General features: G+C 42.1%; 23 protein-coding genes and 1 tRNA gene. 10 read left to right on the plus strand and 14 right to left on the minus strand.

Annotated elements, in window-relative coordinates:
* Positions 1 to 190: 190 nt before the first annotated feature.
* Both ribD and G6047_RS08350 read right to left on the minus strand, forming a co-directional pair.
* Positions 191 to 1,195 (minus strand): bifunctional diaminohydroxyphosphoribosylaminopyrimidine deaminase/5-amino-6-(5-phosphoribosylamino)uracil reductase RibD, encoded by a 1,005-nt coding sequence (gene ribD / locus G6047_RS08345; RefSeq protein ID WP_235946520.1) that lies wholly within the window; start codon positions 1,193 to 1,195, stop codon positions 191 to 193.
* Complete coding sequence (locus G6047_RS08350) at positions 1,195 to 1,617, minus strand: PepSY-like domain-containing protein (protein ID WP_169527152.1); 423 nt, start codon at positions 1,615 to 1,617, stop codon at positions 1,195 to 1,197. Before G6047_RS08350 ends, ribD begins: the two co-directional genes overlap by 1 nt.
* Before the next feature lie 259 nt (positions 1,618 to 1,876).
* Here G6047_RS08350 and mtaB point away from each other — a divergent pair, with 259 nt between their 5' ends.
* The gene (gene mtaB / locus G6047_RS08355; RefSeq protein WP_169527303.1) at positions 1,877 to 3,205 is read left to right on the plus strand and encodes a tRNA (N(6)-L-threonylcarbamoyladenosine(37)-C(2))-methylthiotransferase MtaB; all 1,329 of its coding nucleotides are present in this window, start codon (positions 1,877 to 1,879) and stop codon (positions 3,203 to 3,205) included.
* A complete protein-coding gene (locus tag G6047_RS08360) occupies positions 3,202 to 3,576 on the plus strand; it encodes a hypothetical protein (RefSeq protein ID WP_169527153.1) in 375 nt (124 codons plus the stop codon). Before mtaB ends, G6047_RS08360 begins: the two co-directional genes overlap by 4 nt.
* A gap of 66 nt (positions 3,577 to 3,642) precedes the next feature.
* Here G6047_RS08360 and G6047_RS08365 read toward each other — a convergent pair whose 3' ends face one another.
* From G6047_RS08365 to G6047_RS08380, 4 genes are all read right to left on the minus strand, one after another.
* Positions 3,643 to 3,867 (minus strand): YdeI/OmpD-associated family protein, encoded by a 225-nt coding sequence (locus G6047_RS08365; protein ID WP_169527154.1) that lies wholly within the window; start codon positions 3,865 to 3,867, stop codon positions 3,643 to 3,645.
* Positions 3,867 to 5,177, minus strand: coding sequence for a UDP-N-acetylglucosamine 1-carboxyvinyltransferase (gene murA / locus G6047_RS08370; RefSeq protein WP_169527155.1), 1,311 nt, complete (start codon positions 5,175 to 5,177; stop codon positions 3,867 to 3,869). The genes G6047_RS08365 and murA overlap by 1 nt, the downstream gene beginning before the upstream one ends.
* 122 nt (positions 5,178 to 5,299) lie before the next feature.
* Positions 5,300 to 6,034 (minus strand): DUF4290 domain-containing protein, encoded by a 735-nt coding sequence (locus G6047_RS08375; RefSeq protein ID WP_169527156.1) that lies wholly within the window; start codon positions 6,032 to 6,034, stop codon positions 5,300 to 5,302.
* 8 nt (positions 6,035 to 6,042) lie between these two features.
* Positions 6,043 to 6,330 carry a DUF493 family protein gene (locus G6047_RS08380; protein WP_169527157.1) on the minus strand — a complete coding sequence of 96 codons (288 nt, stop codon included), beginning with the start codon at positions 6,328 to 6,330 and terminating at the stop codon, positions 6,043 to 6,045.
* 296 nt (positions 6,331 to 6,626) lie between these two features.
* Between G6047_RS08380 and G6047_RS08385 the strand changes: the two genes are divergently transcribed.
* The 5 genes from G6047_RS08385 (at position 6,627) to G6047_RS08405 (ending at position 11,230) form a co-directional block, all read left to right on the plus strand.
* Complete coding sequence (locus G6047_RS08385) at positions 6,627 to 7,160, plus strand: AAA family ATPase (RefSeq protein WP_169527158.1); 534 nt, start codon at positions 6,627 to 6,629, stop codon at positions 7,158 to 7,160.
* A gap of 81 nt (positions 7,161 to 7,241) precedes the next feature.
* Complete coding sequence (locus G6047_RS08390) at positions 7,242 to 9,134, plus strand: RecQ family ATP-dependent DNA helicase (protein WP_169527159.1); 1,893 nt, start codon at positions 7,242 to 7,244, stop codon at positions 9,132 to 9,134.
* Entirely contained in the window at positions 9,131 to 10,078 is a 948-nt protein-coding gene (gene fmt / locus G6047_RS08395; RefSeq protein ID WP_169527160.1) for a methionyl-tRNA formyltransferase, read from the plus strand. The genes G6047_RS08390 and fmt overlap by 4 nt, the downstream gene beginning before the upstream one ends.
* A 176-nt stretch (positions 10,079 to 10,254) precedes the next feature.
* The gene (locus tag G6047_RS08400; RefSeq protein ID WP_169527161.1) at positions 10,255 to 10,527 is read left to right on the plus strand and encodes an HU family DNA-binding protein; all 273 of its coding nucleotides are present in this window, start codon (positions 10,255 to 10,257) and stop codon (positions 10,525 to 10,527) included.
* 142 nt (positions 10,528 to 10,669) lie between these two features.
* On the plus strand, positions 10,670 to 11,230 hold the full coding sequence (locus tag G6047_RS08405; RefSeq protein WP_169527162.1) for a YqgE/AlgH family protein: 561 nt from the start codon (positions 10,670 to 10,672) through the stop codon (positions 11,228 to 11,230).
* Here the strand turns inward: G6047_RS08405 and G6047_RS08410 are convergent.
* Together G6047_RS08410 and G6047_RS08415 are read right to left on the minus strand one after the other, a co-directional pair.
* Entirely contained in the window at positions 11,227 to 12,060 is an 834-nt protein-coding gene (locus tag G6047_RS08410; RefSeq protein ID WP_169527163.1) for an aminotransferase class IV, read from the minus strand. The two genes, G6047_RS08405 and G6047_RS08410, sit on opposite strands and share 4 nt — an antisense overlap.
* 75 nt (positions 12,061 to 12,135) lie before the next feature.
* Positions 12,136 to 12,528, minus strand: a complete 393-nt coding sequence (locus tag G6047_RS08415) for an START-like domain-containing protein (protein ID WP_169527164.1) — start codon at positions 12,526 to 12,528, stop codon at positions 12,136 to 12,138.
* 140 nt (positions 12,529 to 12,668) lie between these two features.
* On the opposite strand from G6047_RS08415, the gene G6047_RS08420 reads away from it, so the two are divergent.
* A tRNA-Met gene (locus tag G6047_RS08420) sits at positions 12,669 to 12,742 on the plus strand.
* A gap of 87 nt (positions 12,743 to 12,829) precedes the next feature.
* Here G6047_RS08420 and G6047_RS08425 read toward each other — a convergent pair.
* The 6 genes from G6047_RS08425 to G6047_RS08450 form a co-directional block, all read right to left on the minus strand.
* Entirely contained in the window at positions 12,830 to 14,110 is a 1,281-nt protein-coding gene (locus G6047_RS08425) for a tyrosine-type recombinase/integrase (RefSeq protein ID WP_169527165.1), read from the minus strand.
* A complete protein-coding gene (locus G6047_RS08430) occupies positions 14,107 to 14,475 on the minus strand; it encodes a hypothetical protein (protein ID WP_169527166.1) in 369 nt (122 codons plus the stop codon). Before G6047_RS08430 ends, G6047_RS08425 begins: the two co-directional genes overlap by 4 nt.
* A 210-nt stretch (positions 14,476 to 14,685) precedes the next feature.
* Entirely contained in the window at positions 14,686 to 15,798 is a 1,113-nt protein-coding gene (locus G6047_RS08435; protein ID WP_169527167.1) for a PIN domain-containing protein, read from the minus strand.
* A 666-nt stretch (positions 15,799 to 16,464) separates the two neighbouring features.
* Positions 16,465 to 16,767 (minus strand): hypothetical protein, encoded by a 303-nt coding sequence (locus G6047_RS08440; RefSeq protein WP_169527168.1) that lies wholly within the window; start codon positions 16,765 to 16,767, stop codon positions 16,465 to 16,467.
* Between the two features lie 3 nt (positions 16,768 to 16,770).
* Positions 16,771 to 16,920, minus strand: coding sequence for a hypothetical protein (locus G6047_RS08445; protein ID WP_169527169.1), 150 nt, complete (start codon positions 16,918 to 16,920; stop codon positions 16,771 to 16,773).
* Positions 16,921 to 16,922: 2 nt separating this feature from the next.
* On the minus strand, positions 16,923 to 17,342 hold the full coding sequence (locus tag G6047_RS08450) for a hypothetical protein (protein WP_169527170.1): 420 nt from the start codon (positions 17,340 to 17,342) through the stop codon (positions 16,923 to 16,925).
* Positions 17,343 to 17,447: 105 nt separating this feature from the next.
* Between G6047_RS08450 and G6047_RS08455 the strand changes: the two genes are divergently transcribed.
* Positions 17,448 to 17,690: a helix-turn-helix domain-containing protein gene (locus G6047_RS08455; RefSeq protein ID WP_169527171.1), complete on the plus strand. Its 243-nt coding sequence runs from the start codon at positions 17,448 to 17,450 to the stop codon at positions 17,688 to 17,690.
* Positions 17,691 to 18,668: 978 nt separating this feature from the next.
* Positions 18,669 to 19,526 carry a hypothetical protein gene (locus G6047_RS08460; RefSeq protein ID WP_169527172.1) on the plus strand — a complete coding sequence of 286 codons (858 nt, stop codon included), beginning with the start codon at positions 18,669 to 18,671 and terminating at the stop codon, positions 19,524 to 19,526.
* Positions 19,527 to 19,802 lie beyond the last annotated feature (276 nt).

The raw sequence follows: 19,802 nt of genomic DNA on the forward strand, positions 1-19,802 counted from the left end.
TGATAATTTAACAAAAGATACATTTTTTTATGTACCCAAATTAATTTTTGAATTCGTAGGGAACACCATTGGCCCCTTCCCTGTGAAAAGTTAGTGTTTTAATTTTTACGCCAGATACAGAAAAAATGCCGAAAATGTTAAATGTTTTACTTCATCGAAGTCGAATGGGGTTTCGAATTTAGAAATCTCGTCACGACCTCATGTAAAACCGTAATTCATCCCCGAACCAATCTGTAGTTTGTTTCCACTCACCTTTGAATTCAGGTGATTTAGTTCCATTCTCCAAAGAAGCTTTTCCGGTAAAAATCCTTGCTTCATCCCAAATTCCGGCATCAATGAAGCTTTGAAGTGTCATTCTACCGCCTTCGACAATCACTGATACAATTTTATTTCGATAAAGCTCTCCGCAAATGGTTTGTACAGATTTATCATCGTTAAAATCAAGCCCGGACAACACGATTGTTTCAGCTTCATCATTAAATATATGGCTTTCCGATGGAATCCGGGATGGGTTGCCGATAACGATCCGCGTCGGATTTCGACCTGCCCATTCACGTACCGTCAATGATGGATTGTCGTCTGTCACTGTCTGTGAACCAACTAAAATAGCCTGTTCCTCGCTTCTCCATTTGTGTGTGAGCTGACGTGAATGGGCATTACTGATCCAAACAGGAGCATTTTCCGATCGATGTTGGGGCGCGATGAAACCATCTTCAGATTGTGCCCATTTCAATATAATATAAGGACGCTTTTCACGATGAAACATAAAAAACCGCTTGTTCAGTTCGTTGCATTCCTGTTCAAGTACGCCAAAACTGACCCTGATTCCGGCTTCTTCGAGTTTGCGGATACCGTTTCCGGCGACTTCCGGGTTCGGGTCTTTGGTTCCGATGACCACTTGCGGAATTCCGGCCGCTATGATACTGTCGGCACAAGGCGGCGTTTTCCCAAAATGGCTGCACGGTTCAAGATTAACGTAAATTGTCGAATTTTTGAGAAGTGATTTATCGGCTACTGAATTCATTGCGAGGATTTCAGCATGAGGCTCACCCGATTTCCTGTGCCAACCTTCACCAATGATCTTTCCGTCGTGGACGATTACGCTTCCTACCAGCGGATTCGGATAGGTTGTGCCGAGCCCGTTTTTTGCCAGCTCAAGGCAGCGTGCCATATACGTTTCGGGCGTTTGCGACATTATTTCTTTATTGGGTTTCCGTTGAGGTCGAATTCAACTTCAGAACCATCTATAAGTTTGATCTCGATTTTTTTGCTGTCCTTCTCGGCTTTAAGCAAACGCTTTCCGGGATAATTCTTCTTTAGATAATCGATTATGTTTTTAGGCAGGAAACCCGAAGCGACCGCGTGGTTTTTTCCATCGACTTCCGTCCAGTCGCCTTGTTCCGAGAATTCGAATTCGGTATCGTCGGCCATGACCACTTTGAACCGGGTGTGGTCGTCGTCAGTGAACTTATAGCTGTGGTGCAACGCCGATCCCTGGGAATATTTTTCAAGAAAATCAAGTGCCGGCGCGGGCAATTGAGATGGCTGGATGTTTTTTTTCTGTGCCGACGCCATAATGCCGGCTGATAAAAAGAGAATATGGAGCAACTTTTTCATAGCAAAATTCAAACCTCTAAAATACTGTTTTTTTGATGATATGTACGTTATGGTTTATTGCTGAAAACGAAAGACTTGGGTTAAAACCGAAGTTAAAACTTATTTTTCATTTTGGAAATTAGCGTACATTTGCAGCCCTGAAGTTTAGAAGGAATCGGGGCCGCGATAAGGATGGCGGCAGTTGTCTGAGCTCCTGGCCAGCCGTTCTTAAGGCGGCCAGAGCGAGTGCCGACAGCCTGGGCCTTTAGGTATCGCCCTAATTATGATGAAGAAAAAAGTCGCATTTTATACGCTTGGTTGCAAACTGAATTTCTCAGAGACATCGACCATTGCCCGCAGTTTCCAGGACGAGGGTTTTGACCGCGTGGAGTTTGAGGAAGTGGCCGATATTTATGTAATCAACACATGTTCGGTTACTGAAAATGCCGACAAGCAATTCAAGCAGGTAGTGCGTAAGGCGATGAAGCTCAATGAAAAAGCATTCGTCGCGGCCGTTGGGTGTTATGCGCAATTGAAGCCAGAGGAACTTGCGGCTGTCGATGGTGTCGATCTGGTTTTGGGTGCGACCGAAAAATTCAAGATCACCGATTATATAAACGATCTTTCCAAAAACGACTTTGGCGAAGTGCATTCGTGTGAGATCGTCGAAGCAGATTTTTACGTCGGAAGTTATTCAATCGGCGATCGTACCAGAGCCTTTTTGAAAGTCCAGGACGGATGCGATTATAAATGTACGTATTGTACTATTCCACTCGCGCGCGGCATTTCGCGTTCTGATACGATGGACAATGTACTCAGGAACGCAAAGGAAATCTCAGAGCAGAACATCAAGGAAATCGTTCTGACGGGCGTCAACATAGGCGATTACGGAAAAGGCGAATTCGGGAACAAGAAACACGAGCATACGTTTTTTGAACTCGTCCGGAATCTTGATAAAGTCGAAGGTATAGAGCGTTTGCGGATTTCGTCAATCGAACCGAATCTGCTCAAAAACGAAACGATAGATTTTGTGTCGAAGTCGCGCACGTTTGTGCCACATTTTCATATTCCGTTGCAATCCGGAAGCAACGATATCCTAAAGAAGATGAAACGGCGTTACATGCGAGAGCTGTATTCGGAACGTGTGGCCAAAATCCGTGAAGTCATGCCGCACGCCTGTATTGGTGTCGATGTGATTGTCGGGTTTCCGGGAGAGACAGATGAGCATTTTCTCGATACGTATCGCTTTTTGAACGACCTTGATATTTCATATCTGCATGTGTTTACCTATTCGGAGCGCGATAATACCGAAGCTGCTGATTTTGATGGTGTCGTGCCTGCGAATGTCCGCGCCAAACGAAGCAAGATGTTGCGTGGTTTATCGGTTAAGAAAAGGCGAGCGTTTTATGAAAGCCAGCTCGGCACGTCACGCACGGTGTTGTTTGAAGGTGAAAACCGTGAAGGTTATATACATGGATTCACCGAGAATTACGTAAAGGTCAAAGCGCCGTGGAATCCGGAACTGGTCAATACGCTCCAGGAAATCACGCTGACCAAAATCGATGAAGACGGTTTGGTGCGTTTTGATTTTGTAGCGGAATTCGCATGATACAGATTCCCTTCAAGAAAAAGCAGGTTGTTTTTCCATTCGTGATTGGTGTTTTGTTTTTTGGTATCGGGCTTTGGTCGATGCTGGCACGGACGCAATTCTATCTTTCCGGATTCGCCGGTTTGGGACTGGTTTGGATTGCCATCGGCATATACAGAAAAGTGAAGCCTTATATCGTGATCGATTCTGAAACCATAAAATCCAATAATGATTTTTTCACCAGAAAAATACAATTGGCAGCTATTACCGAAGTCAACCTTTTTGCTGGCGACCTTATCGTGAAATCTGGTAAGAAAGAGATTTATATTTCGGGTTCAATGGTCGATGCCGGAGCATTGGATGAAATACGAAAGACATTATCAAATCAATAGCGACTGTATCCCAATAAAAAATCCGAAGTACTTGTTGCTTCGGATTTTTATTTTTATGTCGATATTTCAGACGGTCTTTAGTGTTTTCTGATTGTTGCGTAACATCAGGATTGCTTTTCCGGCCCTTGTATGTCGCGTTGTTTCCTGTTTTGCGGAACCGACCCAATCGCAATAGGCTTGTTTATGTGAACGTGCCAATGATTCGAAGAATGCTTTTGCGGCTTCATCTGAATCCAGCAACTGCTGCAATTCTGCAGGGATGCCTTCGATGTGTTCGCCTTTTTTGAGCATTACTCCCTTACGATTTTTGCACCCAATGCTCTCAAACGCTCATCAATCCTCTCATAACCGCGGTCGATTTGTTCGATATTCTGGATAGTCGAAGTTCCTTTGGCAGACAAAGCCGCGATAAGCAACGAAATCCCGGCGCGGATATCCGGTGAAGACATAGTCGTAGCTTTCAAAGTCGATTTGAAATCATGCCCGATCACAACCGCGCGGTGCGGATCGCAAAGGATGATTTTGGCACCCATGTCGATCAATTTATCCACGAAGAACAAACGCGATTCGAACATTTTCTGATGGATCAACACGTCTCCTTTCGCCTGGGTAGCCGTTACTAGGATGATGCTCAAAAGGTCAGGGGTGAAACCGGGCCAGGGTGCATCGGCAATAGTCAGGATCGATCCGTCTATGTCGGTTTTTACTTCGTAGTTTTCGTGTGTCGGAATGTAGATGTCGTCACCGCGTCTTTCCAATGTGATTCCCAGTTTGCGGAACACACTTGGGATAACGCCAAGGTTTTCCCAGCTTACGTTCTTAATCGTGATTTCGGAACGCGTCATCGCAGCAAGTCCAATCCACGACCCGATTTCAATCATGTCCGGAAGTATTCTGTGCGTGCAGCCGCCAAGAGATCCGACACCTTCAATCGTCAATAAATTAGATCCTACTCCGGTGATTTTGGCACCCATCGAGTTCAGCATCTTGCAAAGTTGTTGCAGATACGGCTCGCAAGCGGCGTTATAAACCGTAGTAATGCCTTTGGCCAATACGGCGGCCATGACAATGTTCGCGGTTCCGGTTACCGATGCTTCGTCCAGAAGCATATCAGTTCCCTTTAGGCCTTCTTCCGGCTGTTCGACTCCGTAAAAATGGTCTTCTTTGTTGTAGCGGAATTTAGCGCCAAGGTTAATGAAACCTTCAAAGTGTGTATCCAGACGGCGTCTTCCGATTTTGTCACCGCCCGGTTTCGGGATGTATCCTTTTCCAAAGCGCGCCAATAACGGCCCGACAATCATGATCGATCCGCGCAACGAACCGCCTTCTTTACGGAATGCTTCGGTTTCTAAGTATCCGACGTTTACTTCATCGGCCTGGAATGTTATCGAACCTTTTTCATTATGCTGGATTTTGACGCCCAGATTTCCCAAAAGCGTGATCAGCTTGTTGACGTCTATGATGTCCGGAATGTTGTTGATGGTTACTTTTTCACCGGTCAGCAATACGGCACACAGAATTTGCAATGCTTCGTTTTTTGCCCCTTGCGGAGTTACATCACCTTTTAGACGGATGCCGCCTTCGATTTTAAATACAGCCATTGTTTGTTGATTGGTTAACGGTTAACGGTTAACAGTTAACGGTTGCAGTTCGTTAGGATTAAATTCTGATTCGTTTTTTCCGGCTTTGATTAACCGTTAACTGTTACTTGTTAACTGTTAACTTAATTCGGTTTTCGGTTGTTATTATTCTTCTTAAACCCGTTGTTTTTCTTTGGATTGTTTGATTTCTGTTGCGTCTTGTTCTGTTGTTGGGCGTACATCGATTTGTTTGAAATCTTGTTGTTGGTACGCATGATCTCGTTCATGTTCAACAACTCTTCGGAGCTTTCCATGAGGTTGAGTTTGCCATTCGACATTTCGTACAAATGCTCAAAGATCACTTCATCGGTCACCGTATCCTTGTTCCAGCTCAGGAACATTTTCTTCATGTGGTTCGCGATTACTTTGGTCAACGCTTCCTTCATTTCGCCGTCTTCCCAGCCAATAGCTACATTTATCATAGTCTGGATGTTGTTTCCGTAGAAACGATATTGCGGGAAACGCTGCGGATATTTGAGCGGATCAGGGCGTAACTGAAGCACTTCACGGGATGGAATGGGGTAAGGCGAATCGACATCGATCTTAAAGTCGCTCATGATGAACAACTGATCCCATAATTTATGCTGGAAATCCGGAACATCGCGTAAATGCGGGTTCAGGCTTCCCATGACCTGGATGATATATTTGGCCGCTTTATTGCGTTCCTCACGATCTGCAATCGCGGTTGCCTGATCTATGAGTTTTTGCAGATGGCGTCCGTATTCCGGAATGATCAACGGCGAACGCTCCGCATTGTATTCCAGGTTAAAGACCACTTCATGCGGATTTTCCCTTTGGTATTTTCCTTCGTGTTTCATAGGGGTTTTTATAGAGATACGATGCCTTCTATTGTAGACACGGCCAGGTATTTTTCAATGATACTGTCGGCATCGGGCATGACTACGTTAATCGAAACGCTGGTGTATTTCCCGGTTTTGGATTTCGTGGTTTCAATCACGGCGCCCAATCCGTTGAAGGCATCTTCCACGGCTACTATTTTAGCGGTGTCGGTAGGGACAATGAATTTATACAGGTATTCGGTCGGCCACTTAGGGGTGGTATTGTTGAGTTCCTCGCGCAGTCTGGCGTAGAATTCTTCACTTTTGTTATCCATGTGACAAATATAGGTGATTTGTGGAATTGTATAATTGCTGATTTGTTGATTTGTCGATTTGTTGATTTGAAGACATGTCGATTTGAAATGTCATCCTCGTCCGGTTGTTTTTTAAGATGGAGTGCGGTTCGCAGTATCCCTTATCCGCACTGATTTTGAAATTTGTTACGTGAAATGCTGTTACCTTAAATTGAGTAACACCAAAAAAAGTAACAGCGGTCCTGCATTTCGTTTTTCATTTCCAAATCAACAAATCGACAAATCAGCAAATCATCAAATTTCCTACCTTCGCCCCAATGAAAAAAATCGTCATCATAGGCGGGCCAGGTTCCGGAAAATCGACCCTGATTGAAGCCCTGGAACAAAAAGGCTATCACTGTTTGCCTGAAATCTCGCGTGAAGTCACCATGGCCGCACAACGCAACGGCGTGGCCCAGTTGTTTTTGGAGCAACCGCTTTTATTCAGCGAATTGCTTCTTGAAGGCCGCATCAAACAATTCCATGAAGCTGCGGAATCGGGAGCCGAACTTGTATTTATCGACCGCGGAATCCCGGATGTGCTGGCATATATGCATTATATAGGGGACAGTTATCCGGCAGCTTTCGACACCGCTTGCCGCGAGTATAAATATGACGGGATTTTCATGCTTCCACCATGGGAAGAAATCTATCAAAGCGATAACGAGCGGTATGAAAATTTCGAACAGGCGCTTTTGATACACGAACACTTACTCGAAACCTATCGCCGTTATGGATATGATCCGATTATGGTTCCGAAGGATACGGTCGAAAATCGGGTGGCTTTTGTGCTGTCGGCACTCAAAAATTAAGATTTCATACATTTTTTCTGTACCATCCCCATTTTTTTAAGCCGTAACTTTACCGTCCGGAATGCTTAAAAACAGCACCTCTTGACTGCTTCAGAAATCCTAAAGACATACTGGAAGTTCGATTCTTTCCGCGAACCGCAACGGGCTATAATCGATTCGGTCGTGGCGGGAAAAGACACGTTGGCTTTATTGCCTACCGGCGGCGGAAAATCTGTCTGTTACCAAATTCCGGCACTTATGAAACCCGGAATCTGTATCGTGGTTTCGCCTTTGATCGCGTTGATGAAAGACCAGGTTAGGTCGTTGTCAGAAAAAGGCATCAAAGCGATTGCATTAACCGGCGGGCAGCGTCAGGAAGAATTGAGCGATTTGCTCGACAATGCTAAATTCGGCGATTATAAATTCCTGTATCTGTCACCGGAACGATTGCAGACGGACTGGATTTCGGAACGCATCAAAGATTTAAAAGTGAATCTGATTGCGGTGGATGAAGCACACTGTATTTCCCAATGGGGCCATGATTTCCGTCCGGCATATCGAAACATATCGAACCTTCGCGAATTTTTTCCGAAAGTTCCCGTAATCGCGCTTACTGCTACGGCAACTGCAAAAGTGGTTTCTGATATTAAGGAACAACTTTCAATGTCAGATGCTTCTGTCTTCCAAATATCTTTCGCAAGGACAAACATCGCATACGGATTGGTCGAAGCTCAGGACAAGTTGCATCGATCGATTGAAATGCTCAAACAGGTTTCCGGCACTTCGATTATCTATGTCAGAAACAGGAAAGCCTGTCTCGAATGGTCATCCTTACTCGAAAGCAACGGAATTCCGGCTACGTATTATCACGGCGGATTATCGGTTAAAGACAAGGATACGAACATGCAGCAATGGATGGAAAACAAAAGGCGTGTCATGGTTGCGACGAATGCGTTCGGGATGGGAATCGATAAGCCGGATGTCCGTTTGGTGATCCATGTGCAGTTGCCGGAAAATCTGGAAAATTACTACCAGGAATCGGGTAGGGCCGGTCGCGATGGAAATAAATCGTATGCGGTTTTGATCAAAGCACCGTCAGATACAGCTGTTGCCGAAAGACAATTTCTCGATGTGCTTCCAGACAGAAAGTTCCTTTTAAACGTTTTTGTCCGACTTTGTAATTATTTCGGGATCGCTTACGGAGATGGTTATGACGAAACCTTTGCATTCAACCTGAACCAGTTTTGCCAGAAGTATGACTTACCTGTCCAAAAGACTTTCCAGTCGCTGCAATTTCTTGACAGACAGGCCGTACTTTCGTTTTCTACGGAATTTTCCGCCAGTGTGACCTTTCAATTTACGCTGCCTTCGAAAGAGTTGATCCGATACAACAGCCTCAACCAAAAAGACGAACCTATAGTGCTGCAATTGTTACGGTCGTATCCGGGAATACACGAATTGGCCGTTAAAATCAATGTGTCACAGATTGCCAAACGTTCGGGAAAACCTGAATCTGAAGTAATCGCTTTGATGGAGAAAATGCATCATTTGGGAATAGGGGAATTCAAATCGCAGTCACAGGATGCGACCGTGGTTTTTCATGAAGCGCGTGAGGATGAGCATACCATCAACCGTGTTTCCGGTTTTCTCAAACAGGAAAACCTGCGCAAAAAGGAGCAATTGGAATCGGTCATCAACTATGCATCGGGAAATGAAAGTTGCAAGGCCCGTGAGTTGCTCTCGTATTTTGGAGAAGAATCAACCGATTGCGGCATCTGTTCCTATTGCGTTTCCAAAAGTAGAAAATCGGCCGGGCCTCGGAATCTGAAAAAATCAATACTACATTTGCTGACCCAAAGCCAAATGGATTCGCGAATGCTCGAAAGTGCCACCCAAACCGGTATCGACCAATTGCTGCCGGTACTTGAAGAATTGCTCGAATCCGGAACCATCGGCCTGACCGAAACCAATACCTATATATTGATCCAAAAATGAAAAAACTCAAAATAGTCTTTATGGGAACGCCCGGCTTTGCGGTCGGGATTCTGGATAGCATCGTTTCATCTGAACATGAAATCGTAGCTGTCGTCACTGTTGCCGATAAACCAGCGGGGCGTGGCCAGAAAGTCGGTATTTCTGCCGTAAAGGAATACGCACTTGAAAAGAACATTCCGGTTTTGCAGCCGGTCAAATTGAAAGACGAAGGATTTTTGTCGGAACTGAAATCATTCGACGCCGATATTTTCGTGATCGTCGCTTTTAGAATGCTTCCGCGTGAAGTGTGGGCGATGCCGGAATTCGGGACGTTCAACCTGCACGCGTCGCTTTTGCCTCAATACAGAGGTGCGGCCCCGATAAACTGGGCTGTCATCAACGGCGAAACCACGACCGGCGTTACCACGTTTTTCATCGATGATAAAATTGATACGGGAGCCACTTTGTTAAGTGCTGAAATTTCCATCGGCCCGAATGAAACGGCAGGCGAATTACACGACAGGCTTATGGAATTGGGAAGTGAAACGGTTCTGGAAACCCTTGATGCGGTTGCTGCCGGAAACATAGAACCCAAGCCACAACCGGAAAGCCTTGATTTAAAACCGGCACCAAAGCTGGATAAAGAAAATTGCAAGATCGATTGGTCTCAATCAGGTAAGAAAATACATAACCAGATTCGCGGATTATCGCCTTATCCCGCCGCATGGACGTTTGTAGAGGATAAAGGGCAGGAATGGAGCGTAAAAATTTATGCATCCCGTTCTATCACCGAACTCTCAAACAGGGAAACGGGCTCGTTATGGCATGACAAAAAGAACATCTATGTTGCGGTGGGTGACGGAATTGTGGCCATAGACGCACTTCAGTTTCCTGGCAAGAAAAAAATGACAGCTGCGGAATTCCTGAACGGATTTTCGTTTTCAGAAAGTGCCATAGTGCGTTAGGTCAGGAAGGGCGCGGGGTGACGGCAGATTTCTTTTTTCAAAAGTTCTTTGTCAACAAATACCCCAAGTTATCAACAAATGCATCGAAAACCTTTGCGAAGCCTTGCGTGGTATGGAATTCCTGCTAAATTTGTTTCATTAACATAATGTTTAACCAACAATTAATAACTAGTATTATGAACAAATCAGAATTAATCGATGCAATGGCTGCTGATGCAGGAATTTCAAAAGCGGCTGCTAAATCAGCTTTAGAGTCTTTCCTTTCTAACATTGGTGGAACACTTAAAAAAGGTGGCCGTGTATCTTTGGTAGGTTTCGGTTCTTGGAGTGTTTCCAAAAGAGCTGCAAGAGAAGGAAGAAACCCGCAAACAGGTAAAACAATCAAGATTGCTGCTAAGAATGTTGTAAAATTCAAAGCCGGAGCAGAACTTGAAGGCGGAGTGAACTAATACAATCACAACACTATAAAGAATAAAAAGCCTTTCGTAACTCAGTGCGAAAGGCTTTTTCCTTTAAAATTTTTTGGGTGATTTTTGCTTTTTGTTTGGACGTTTCGAAGTTTTTTTGTTAATTTATTCAAAATTGCGGGGTATGATTTCAGAAAAGCTACACAAAGGACTTTTACTGATTGCCGAGCCATCGATTATCGGTGATTTATCATTTAACAGGTCTGTCATTCTTTTGGCAGATCATAATTCCGAGGGATCGGTTGGATTTATTCTCAACAAGCCCTTGAAATATACCGTGAACGACCTTGTTCCGGATGTAGAGGCAAATTTCAAGATATACAACGGCGGACCAGTGGAACAGGACAACCTGTACTTCATCCACAATATTCCGGACCTGATTCCGGACAGCATTGAGATTTCCAATGGAATTTATTGGGGCGGTGATTTTGAACAGGCCAAAAAGCAAATCAACAATGGGAATATCCGCAAGGAAAATATCCGCTTCTTTTTGGGATATACCGGATGGGCGGCAAGCCAATTGGAAGATGAACTTGAAGTCAATTCCTGGATCATTGCCGAGAATGTCTACCAGAACAAAATCATCGGCAAGTCTACTACAGATTTCTGGAAGGAAAAAATACGTGAATTGGGTGGCGATTATATGTTGTGGTCGAATTCACCCGAAAACCCAATGCTGAATTAATCAGCTTCAATTATTTTGTTGAGTTCATCGGTCAGGTAAACCGATGCTTCCCGTGTGAATTCTTTTTTGCGGTATTTAGTAATGGGTTGGATGCCTCGGATTACGTTCGTGACGAATAATTCATCTGCTTTTTGAAGATCGAACGGAGAAATCGATTCTTCTGAAACTTCCCATTTCCCGGACTTTTTTGCAATCGAAAGAATTTGCTTTCTCATCACGCCATTGATACATCCGTCAGAAACGGGCGGTGTGGTCAGTTTGTTCTGATGCAGGATGAACACATTCCCGTTTAGCGCTTCAATGACATTCTTGTCGTCGTTTATCAGCAGGCAATTGTCGTATCCGTTTTCATCGGCATAAATGCTTCCGGTGATGTTGACCATTCGGTTCGTGGTCTTGACTGACGAGAGTAATTGTTTGGAAACGTGGAAATCCTTGAACAGTTCCACTTCATAAGCCGAATCAGAAACCGCATAATTGTCTTCCAATGCAGAAGCCTGGACCACAAATGAAACCTGGTTGGTTTTGGGAAGGTATAATCCGCCATCGTTCCTGTAGACCGTCATTCGCACTCTTCCTGATTTATCGGCTCCATTTTTACTTGCTGTTTCCAGAAGCTGTTGCTCGATGAATTCCATGGTAAAGTCCATCGGAATCGACATACGCACGATACGCATACCTGACATCAAGCGGAAATAGTGATCCTCTAAAAAAAGTACTTTTCCGTTGTAGATGCGGACGGTTTCAAAAACGGCATCGGAAAAAAGGAAACCGCGGTTGGAAAACGGATTGTCTGAAGCAGGAAAAAATTCCCCGTTGTGATTGTACATAAAAAAGCCCTGAGGTAACCGGCGATATGAAACCGGAAAATTTCAGGGCAAATATAAGTTTAAATAACGGGTTGGTTATACCGATCCGATTACATGTTTGAGGTCTGAGATCTGGTTTTCCCAAAGTTGCTTGGCTTCGTCCACTTCATCTTCTTCGGCATAATCAACGACCATCAGGGAAACGTCTTTGGTGATTTCATCTTCAAGGATGCGCAACTCGAAATAGAAATCGGAATCCTGGTTCTGGTCGTTCACCCAGCGGAATTTAACCTTTTCGCCGGTTTTTTTAGAGGACAGACGTGCGCGTTCTTCGTTCCCGTTCCATATAAAAGTGAAAAACTCTCCACGTGAATTGACGTTGTCGGCAAACCATTCGGAAAGGCCTGAAGGCGTCGAAATATATTGATACAGAAGCTGTGGCGAAGAGTTGAGGGGAAACTCGAGTTCGTAGCGTACTTTAACGTCCATAGTGTATTTTTAGATTTTCGAAATATATAGATTTTATTATTACTTCGACAATTTAAAGGGATTATTTTTTTTTATTTCGGGGTTGCCAAACTTTAATTAAATCTTATATTTGCACCCGCAATCACAAAGGTTGTATCCTTGGCGAGGTAGCTCAGTCGGTTAGAGCGCAGGATTCATAACCCTGAGGTCGAGAGTTCAAATCTCTCTCTCGCTACTTAAAATCAAGCACTTATGAAAGTAGGTGCTTTTTTTGTGTCTTGGAGTGAGGTTTTGGAGTGAGGAAAAATGTTAAAGACCATCATCAAGAAGCGAAAATTCGGAACTCAAGATTGGCCTTTTCCACTGCTGAAAGAACCGTTGGGTCTATGTAATGGTTATTAAGAACTTCTTGGTTTGAGTGGGATGACAGAATTTTCGTGTCCTTATTCATTATAGTGTTCATCCACGTCAGATAAGTTTTCCTTAATTCGTCCAAACTAACTTCCTTGGTAATTCCAGCTTCCTTCCTATAATGTGTGAAAGCTTTACTGACTCTATCCATTATTGTTTTGCTGGAAACCGTTCTCTCAGGGGCAATGATGAACTTATCCTGACCCTTGAACTCTTCATAGCCTAACTCCGTTAGCAGTTCCATCAGGTCGGCATTAACTGGAAAGAACTTATTTGCAGTTGCACCGTGGAGGTTCTTGCTTCGCTTTTGCTTCTCGACCTTCCCATTTGCAACTTGAAAAAATCGCACATCCTGAACCGTAATCATAAGGTCTGACCATTTCAGGTCAACCACTTCTTCGCGGCGGCCACCAGTCAGCAAGAATAGTTTGAAGGCATTCTTAAGATAGGGGTAGAACATCGTTTTCTTTTCTCCAGTCTTCATGTTAAAGATTGGTGAGGCATTATCCACAGCTTCCAAGACTGCTTCAAATTCAGTTTTGGAGAGGGTTTGGATATTTTGCTTTCCTACTTCCTTTGTAACGTAAACGGCAAATGGGTTCTCCATCTTGATTTTTTCTACTGCTACAATGAAATCAAAGAAGCCTTTCATTGCTGCCATCATCTTGTTGAATGTTCTTGGGGCATATTCTTTCTCTGCCCAAGAGTAGAAGGCGGCAACGTGATGTTGCGAGATTTCGGAAATTGGAAGAAGGGTCACGTTGTCAATCTTCTTGACTGCATCACAGAAGTAAGTGCAAAACCGGATTGTTTCTTTTCTGTGAGCATCCCCGACTTCTTTCCGAAGATGAACTAACTCATGCTTGCCATTCAGATATTGGTCATATTTGAGAATGCCGCTCACAAGTGTTTGGATTGTCTGAACTGTTGAGGTTCTTTCCTTCGGTTTATATTCCGGCTGGTAGTTGACCGAGACCATCTCTTTCTTGAATGCTATGGCTTCATCGACGGCTTCATCATAGTCGCGGCTCAAAAGTGTCTTGACTTTGACTCCTTTGGTGCTTCCTTTGACGTGAAGACGGACGCGATAAACATGACTGTCATGATGCTTGCAGGTTGGGTTATCTCTCTTGCAGGTGTTGCAATAAATCTTCATTCCTGTGAACTTCGGTTTCTTCAATTTTCCGCTCATCTTAAAAGTCGTTTTAGTAGCTCGTCTTGTTCAGCATCCAAGGGTTCAATGATGGCTAAAGCCTTGTCATTCCTGGTCTGTTCTAAATTAAGAAGAAAATAATTATAAAGCACATCACAGTCTAAAACATCTTTTAGGATGTTCAACCATTCATTCGGATGCTTGAGCTGAAGGTTTAAGACGAAGGGCTTGGTGACTGCGAACTCCAAGTCAAATTCATAGACAAAATCCCTTCTAGCGAATCTATGAACACTTAATTTTTGTTGGAGACACCACCGCTTTGCAGCTTCAGAATCCTTGAGTGAAATCCTTCTGGCAACTTCGGTCATTGGAACCAGTGCTAGCGGTTCAGTACGTGATTTCATATGGTAAACCAGCGCATCTTCCCATTTTTTAGAGCGTGGTTTGGGATTATCAGATTCCTAAGAATCATCTACTTCCAAAACTACACAATTATTGAATAGGTTGCAACTGGAGAAGAGCAACAATCATGGGCTTAGTTCATAACAAGAATGCTCAAATTGCTAACTATTATGCATTCTATGGTAAATCCTGAGAATAAACGACACTTGTTTCTACTCCTCTAGGTCAAATGAAGAAAATACCTCATTGTCACCATTTGATTCGTAAAGAAGCAAGCTGAACTCTGTTAAATCTGTGACATCAAAATTTATGATATCATTGTCATCCATTTCATACTCAAATTCTGCATTTACATCGAACGTAATATTTGCATCTATGGTTGTCCACTTGTTCTCTACGTTATAATAAACATCATCCTCCTTATCATAGAATGATGAACCATAATCTCGGAAAGACGCTAGAATCTTGATATTCAACTTAATTGTGAGTTGCCCATTTGCATTCTCCTTAGACGCATCGAAGAGAACGCATTGAATTAATTCTAAATCATTAAGTTCGGGTTCTTCCAGTTCAAAATCATCATAAATTTCATAAAGTTCTTTATTCATAAGCTCTGCCACCTCTTCAAAGTATTGGTCTTTGAGCATTTTAATTACTTGACTAAAGTTGTTTTCGACTTCCTTCGATATACTTTGAATGAATAAGACACCTTCTATTCTTGTATTAACTGCACCTAAATAGAGTGAAAGGTCATTGAGCATAACTAGATTTTCATCTGAACCATATTTCCAGAAATCAGAATCCTTTGATAACACATAAACTTTCGCCTTGTTAACTCTAGCCCAATTATGAATTGTATTGATAGAAATTGCATCTGGAAACTCGTCCTTTTTCTGACCTTCATCAAATGGTGGCTTCTGATTCCAATACTGACCAAGTATGGTGGTTATATCCGCAATTTTTGAATCTATTATTTCAACTTTGCTTTCCACTATCCAAGCATCCCATTTTTCAACCATGACCTTGAGTTCCCTATCGACATCTACTCTTTTAAATGGAAAGAGGTCTTTGTAGTTATCAAGGTTTTTAAGGATTTTAGCTTTGGATTCAACTTCTTTGGATATTGATGAGAAGGTGGACTTGGCTTCCTTCAGACGTTTAGCCATTCGATTCTTTACTTCATCATAAGTGACGCTCGTAATCTTTACCTTGATTTCACCATCCCTCGATAGTTCTCCGAGCTTTTTAATCTTATGTCCACGAAAGAAGTTATCTCCCTCAAAGATGCTTGTGTCTAAAAAGATTATGTCTGTTTCTAGTTCCACAATAGAATGTTGATTAGTGAGAAGTAAATATACCCAATAATCATTTTGAGTAATTGTAAATAATCGATGATTTGTAAAATTTAACCGATTAAAAGAAGATTGAAATTCAGTAGCTTATCAGGTTTTATTGTACATTTATATCACGTTCTAATGACTGGTTGGAGGTTACAATGACTTGGGTTTCGCTACCCCAAGGCACGTTATAGTAATGTATAGTAGTAATCAAACAATTATAGTCATGAAAAATAAAGACAAAATAAAGAATTGGTCATTATTCTTTCAAGTATTGAATGCAATAATTGGCATTGTGCGTATAGGCATGATTCTTTTGCCCTTCTCTTAATTGAATCCGAACGTAGGCTCTTAATGGAGCCTTTTTTTATACCCAATTCTTAAAACGTCTAACAATTTTGTCTAATCAACGGGCTAAGTTGAATAGTGGTTGTAAATTTTACAAAACAACCTAATAAAAACTCAGGCTTTAACCTCGCGTATCATTTTCCGATAATCATTTGTTTTTTGTAACTGCTACTGCCGCACGTGCAACCCGTGAAGCTACATTTTTGGCAAGTAGTTTTAGTACATTTGGAACATTGCTTGGCGCGGTCACCGCCGTGTGAGTTGCCACAATTCGGGCAAGAGGAAATTTTTTCCATTGATGAGGTTTTAATTGGTGAAGTACAGAATGATGAGGCCGACAAAGACGACCATGTGCAAGCCGACAATATATGTGTATGGTTTTTCTTCGCGATTCTTTTCATCCATAGCCCCTTTATAATCGATGGAGTTGATGGCATTAAACTTCTGTTCTTGGTATGGCAATATCATCTTTACGAAAATAAAGACCGAAGCTAGGCAGAGCAACCAGATGTAGAACCAGTAGGAGGTGTCAGGAATTTTCATAAACATTTGGGCTACAAACCCAACTGCAAACGGAAAGACAAGGTAAAGAATGTGTTTAGCGTTCATGGACTATTTTGCGGGTTTAACTGCACCTGTTCTATATTGGGGATTCATTTTTCTTGCAGAAACGACTGCCGCCGCTTGGTTAGGGGCGAAAATTCTAGTGGCTGTTTTAAAACCGCCACCTCTTGGAAATAGGTCAACAATCCATTCTTTCATGGTCAGAATTCTACTGTGAAGTTTTCCGCTTCATTCTCAGTACGCATCAATCTGAAGCCATAGTATGAGGAAGTATTGGCCGATGAATGTAGAGTTTTTGTCTCTCCGTCATCTACGCCGTTATCAATCCTGTATCCGACAGTTGGTAGTAATTCCTCGCCAACTTTGCAGACTACCGTGATTATATCGCCATTTCTTACGGTAAAGGTCAGATAATGACTTTCGTAATCATAAGTATTTAAAGTTCCATCTGGCTTTAAGCGATAAACAATGAATTGATTTGAAACATTGCTGTCCAATTTGAAATACATTCTCTCAACTGGCTGGTCAGCAGGTGTAGGATTATCTGCGCCAGAACATCCTGTTTGGGTAAGGGCTATGAAAATGATAAATGAAACAGGTCGAAGTAAACGATTAATCATTCTTAATTGCTTTATTGGTTACTCAAATATATAAAATAAACAGGTTTAAAAAAACCTGTTTTATAAGATATATTGAATGCGATTTGGTTGGTATAATTTTCTTTCATGGAAATTCAAATAAAAATCGAAGTTGTTGAACTGGGAGAAAGAATAAAAAATTTAATAAAAGAAAAGAATCTCAAGATTATGAATGTAGCGCACGACGCTAACCTCGATTCAACTAATTTAAGAAAGTATATTAGGGGAACTCAGGATATGAGATATACCACATTACTCAGAATTGCCTCTGCAATAGGAGTTACACCGTCCCAGCTTCTGGACGGTCTGCAAACAAAAAAAGAAGGTTAACCCTTCTTTTCCTTTAGTAAATTAATAATCTCCTGCGCTTCCGTCTTACTTATTTTCTTTAAATCCAATGTGATTGGATATTTGGGTTTCGTGTCCGACTTTTCAAGCAATCTCTTGAATTGGTCAGTTGTCATTTTCAGTTTCATAATTCTTTATTGATAAATATGAACCGCAACAGTCAAGGTCACATTTTTCATCTCAAAAATTTTTAAAAATTTTCTGAGGCTATCTATATCCTTACTACACCATTAGAGAATTGCCTCGCTGGTAAGAGCGGAAACGCGAACGCCATCATTGATGCAGTTTCAAAAAATCTTCTGGAGGAAGGTAGGATGTCAACGCCATTCTGAATTTGTTGAGACAGCCCCAGCAAACATAGGCTTTGGCGCAGGCCACGTCATTCGTGATACGTGTGAATGAGTTGCACAAAATATCCATATTGTCGGTGCTTCCGAGGGAATTATTGAATGCTTTAGTTCATTTTTGAATGGTATCGCTTCGCTAATTGGATGAGGTTCAAAACATCGAAGCAATTCTCAAATTCTCGCGAGGCAACTTTGAAATAGTAGGCACTCCATTCAAAGGTTCCCTCATTATAAGACTATATAATTAGATTAAAGAATAAGAATAGATATATTAATATAAATATGCTTTATTATAAGGCAATCGATAGATTGCTTCGCTATTTTAAAATCCTTCCAACTTTTTTTTTCTTTTCTCAGTTTTGGAATCACTCCAAGGGGAAAATCTTTTAGAGACTACCAGCGCGAGGCAACTTTTAGATGGTCTGGTAAAAAAGTCAAAGAAACTTATCCAATATACTTGACTTAGTGAAGGTAGTTTCGTATAATTTCTCAAACAGTTTTACAAGGGGTTTGCTGACGGGTTCGCGTCTGTCAGCGTCCGTTACCCCTAAAATCAAAAACGGAAATGCTTATAATCGTCCAACGCGGCGAAAGAGAAAAACGGAATATCTAAATGGAATTTACATCTTTGAACGATGCTTTCAGCAATCATTTTATCAAATCATTACCACACCTTACCAGACTTGACCTAACGGCCAACGAAATTAAAATTATTGAGCTGGTCTTATCGTATACCAGAAACGGTCAGCAGTTTTATATGAACCACTCAGAAATTGCGAAACATCTCGTTCTAAAGGACACCAAGACCAAAGCCAAGTCAGTTGGAAATCTCATCAGTAAGCTAAAGAAGAAAGGTTATGTTACGACCGTGACCAGCCATAACTTCAACGGAAAGAACGGAGGTTCATCAACAACTATAAGAGTAAACGAGGCTTTTCTTGAAAGACAGCTTTATAATGTCTTCAGCAAAGATTTGCCGGAACCGGCAAATCTTGCTGAAGCGCAGATAGCACTAGCCTCTAATGCAATTCTTTCATTCCAAAACGATGAGGTTTGCTATGACAATGATTCTCCTATCGAACCCGCTAAACCGAATACATACAAACCGCAACCAACCTCAGAGTTTATAGCGGAATTGAAGGAGATGGAGGAGATGGATGACGAACCCCGCCTACCCCTAAACCTTTTAAGATTAGAATATGAGAATGACTTCGAGAATAATGATTCGGACGAAGCTATGTTCAATCCTCGAATTAAAGTCAAAATGGATTTATTGGAAATCGATTGCAGTCAAATGAATGAGGCCGCTTTTAAAAACCATTTGCAGAAAGTGATTCGGGTAGAGAGCATGAGCGGATGGAGAGGTGCAATCCAAACGCTAATTGAGAACAAAGAGGCTTGGAAACTAGAATACTGCAAAGGAGGTTTGACTCATCTAATCGAAGAAAGTAGGAGAGGGATGTTAAGCTAATTATATAACTTACCCGGATCCTCCGGGTATAATTCAGCAAATGAATTTGACCATTGGCTATACTCAATAGCTTTGAATGTAGTAATTACAGGATGAAGAATATGATTTTCTATGAAACATTCAGGAATTAAAATGTCGAATAGAATGATAAAACTCGGAATTATATCCTTCACAATCATTAGGGATTTGGATATTTATAAGGCATTCAAGAGCCTTGAATCATTGTCATATCAAGGGAGATATGCCGCACTAAGTCATGATTTTAAACTATCAGAG

The organism is Flavobacterium silvaticum (assembly GCF_012911565.1).
Taxonomy (GTDB): Bacteria; Bacteroidota; Bacteroidia; order Flavobacteriales; family Flavobacteriaceae; genus Flavobacterium; species Flavobacterium silvaticum.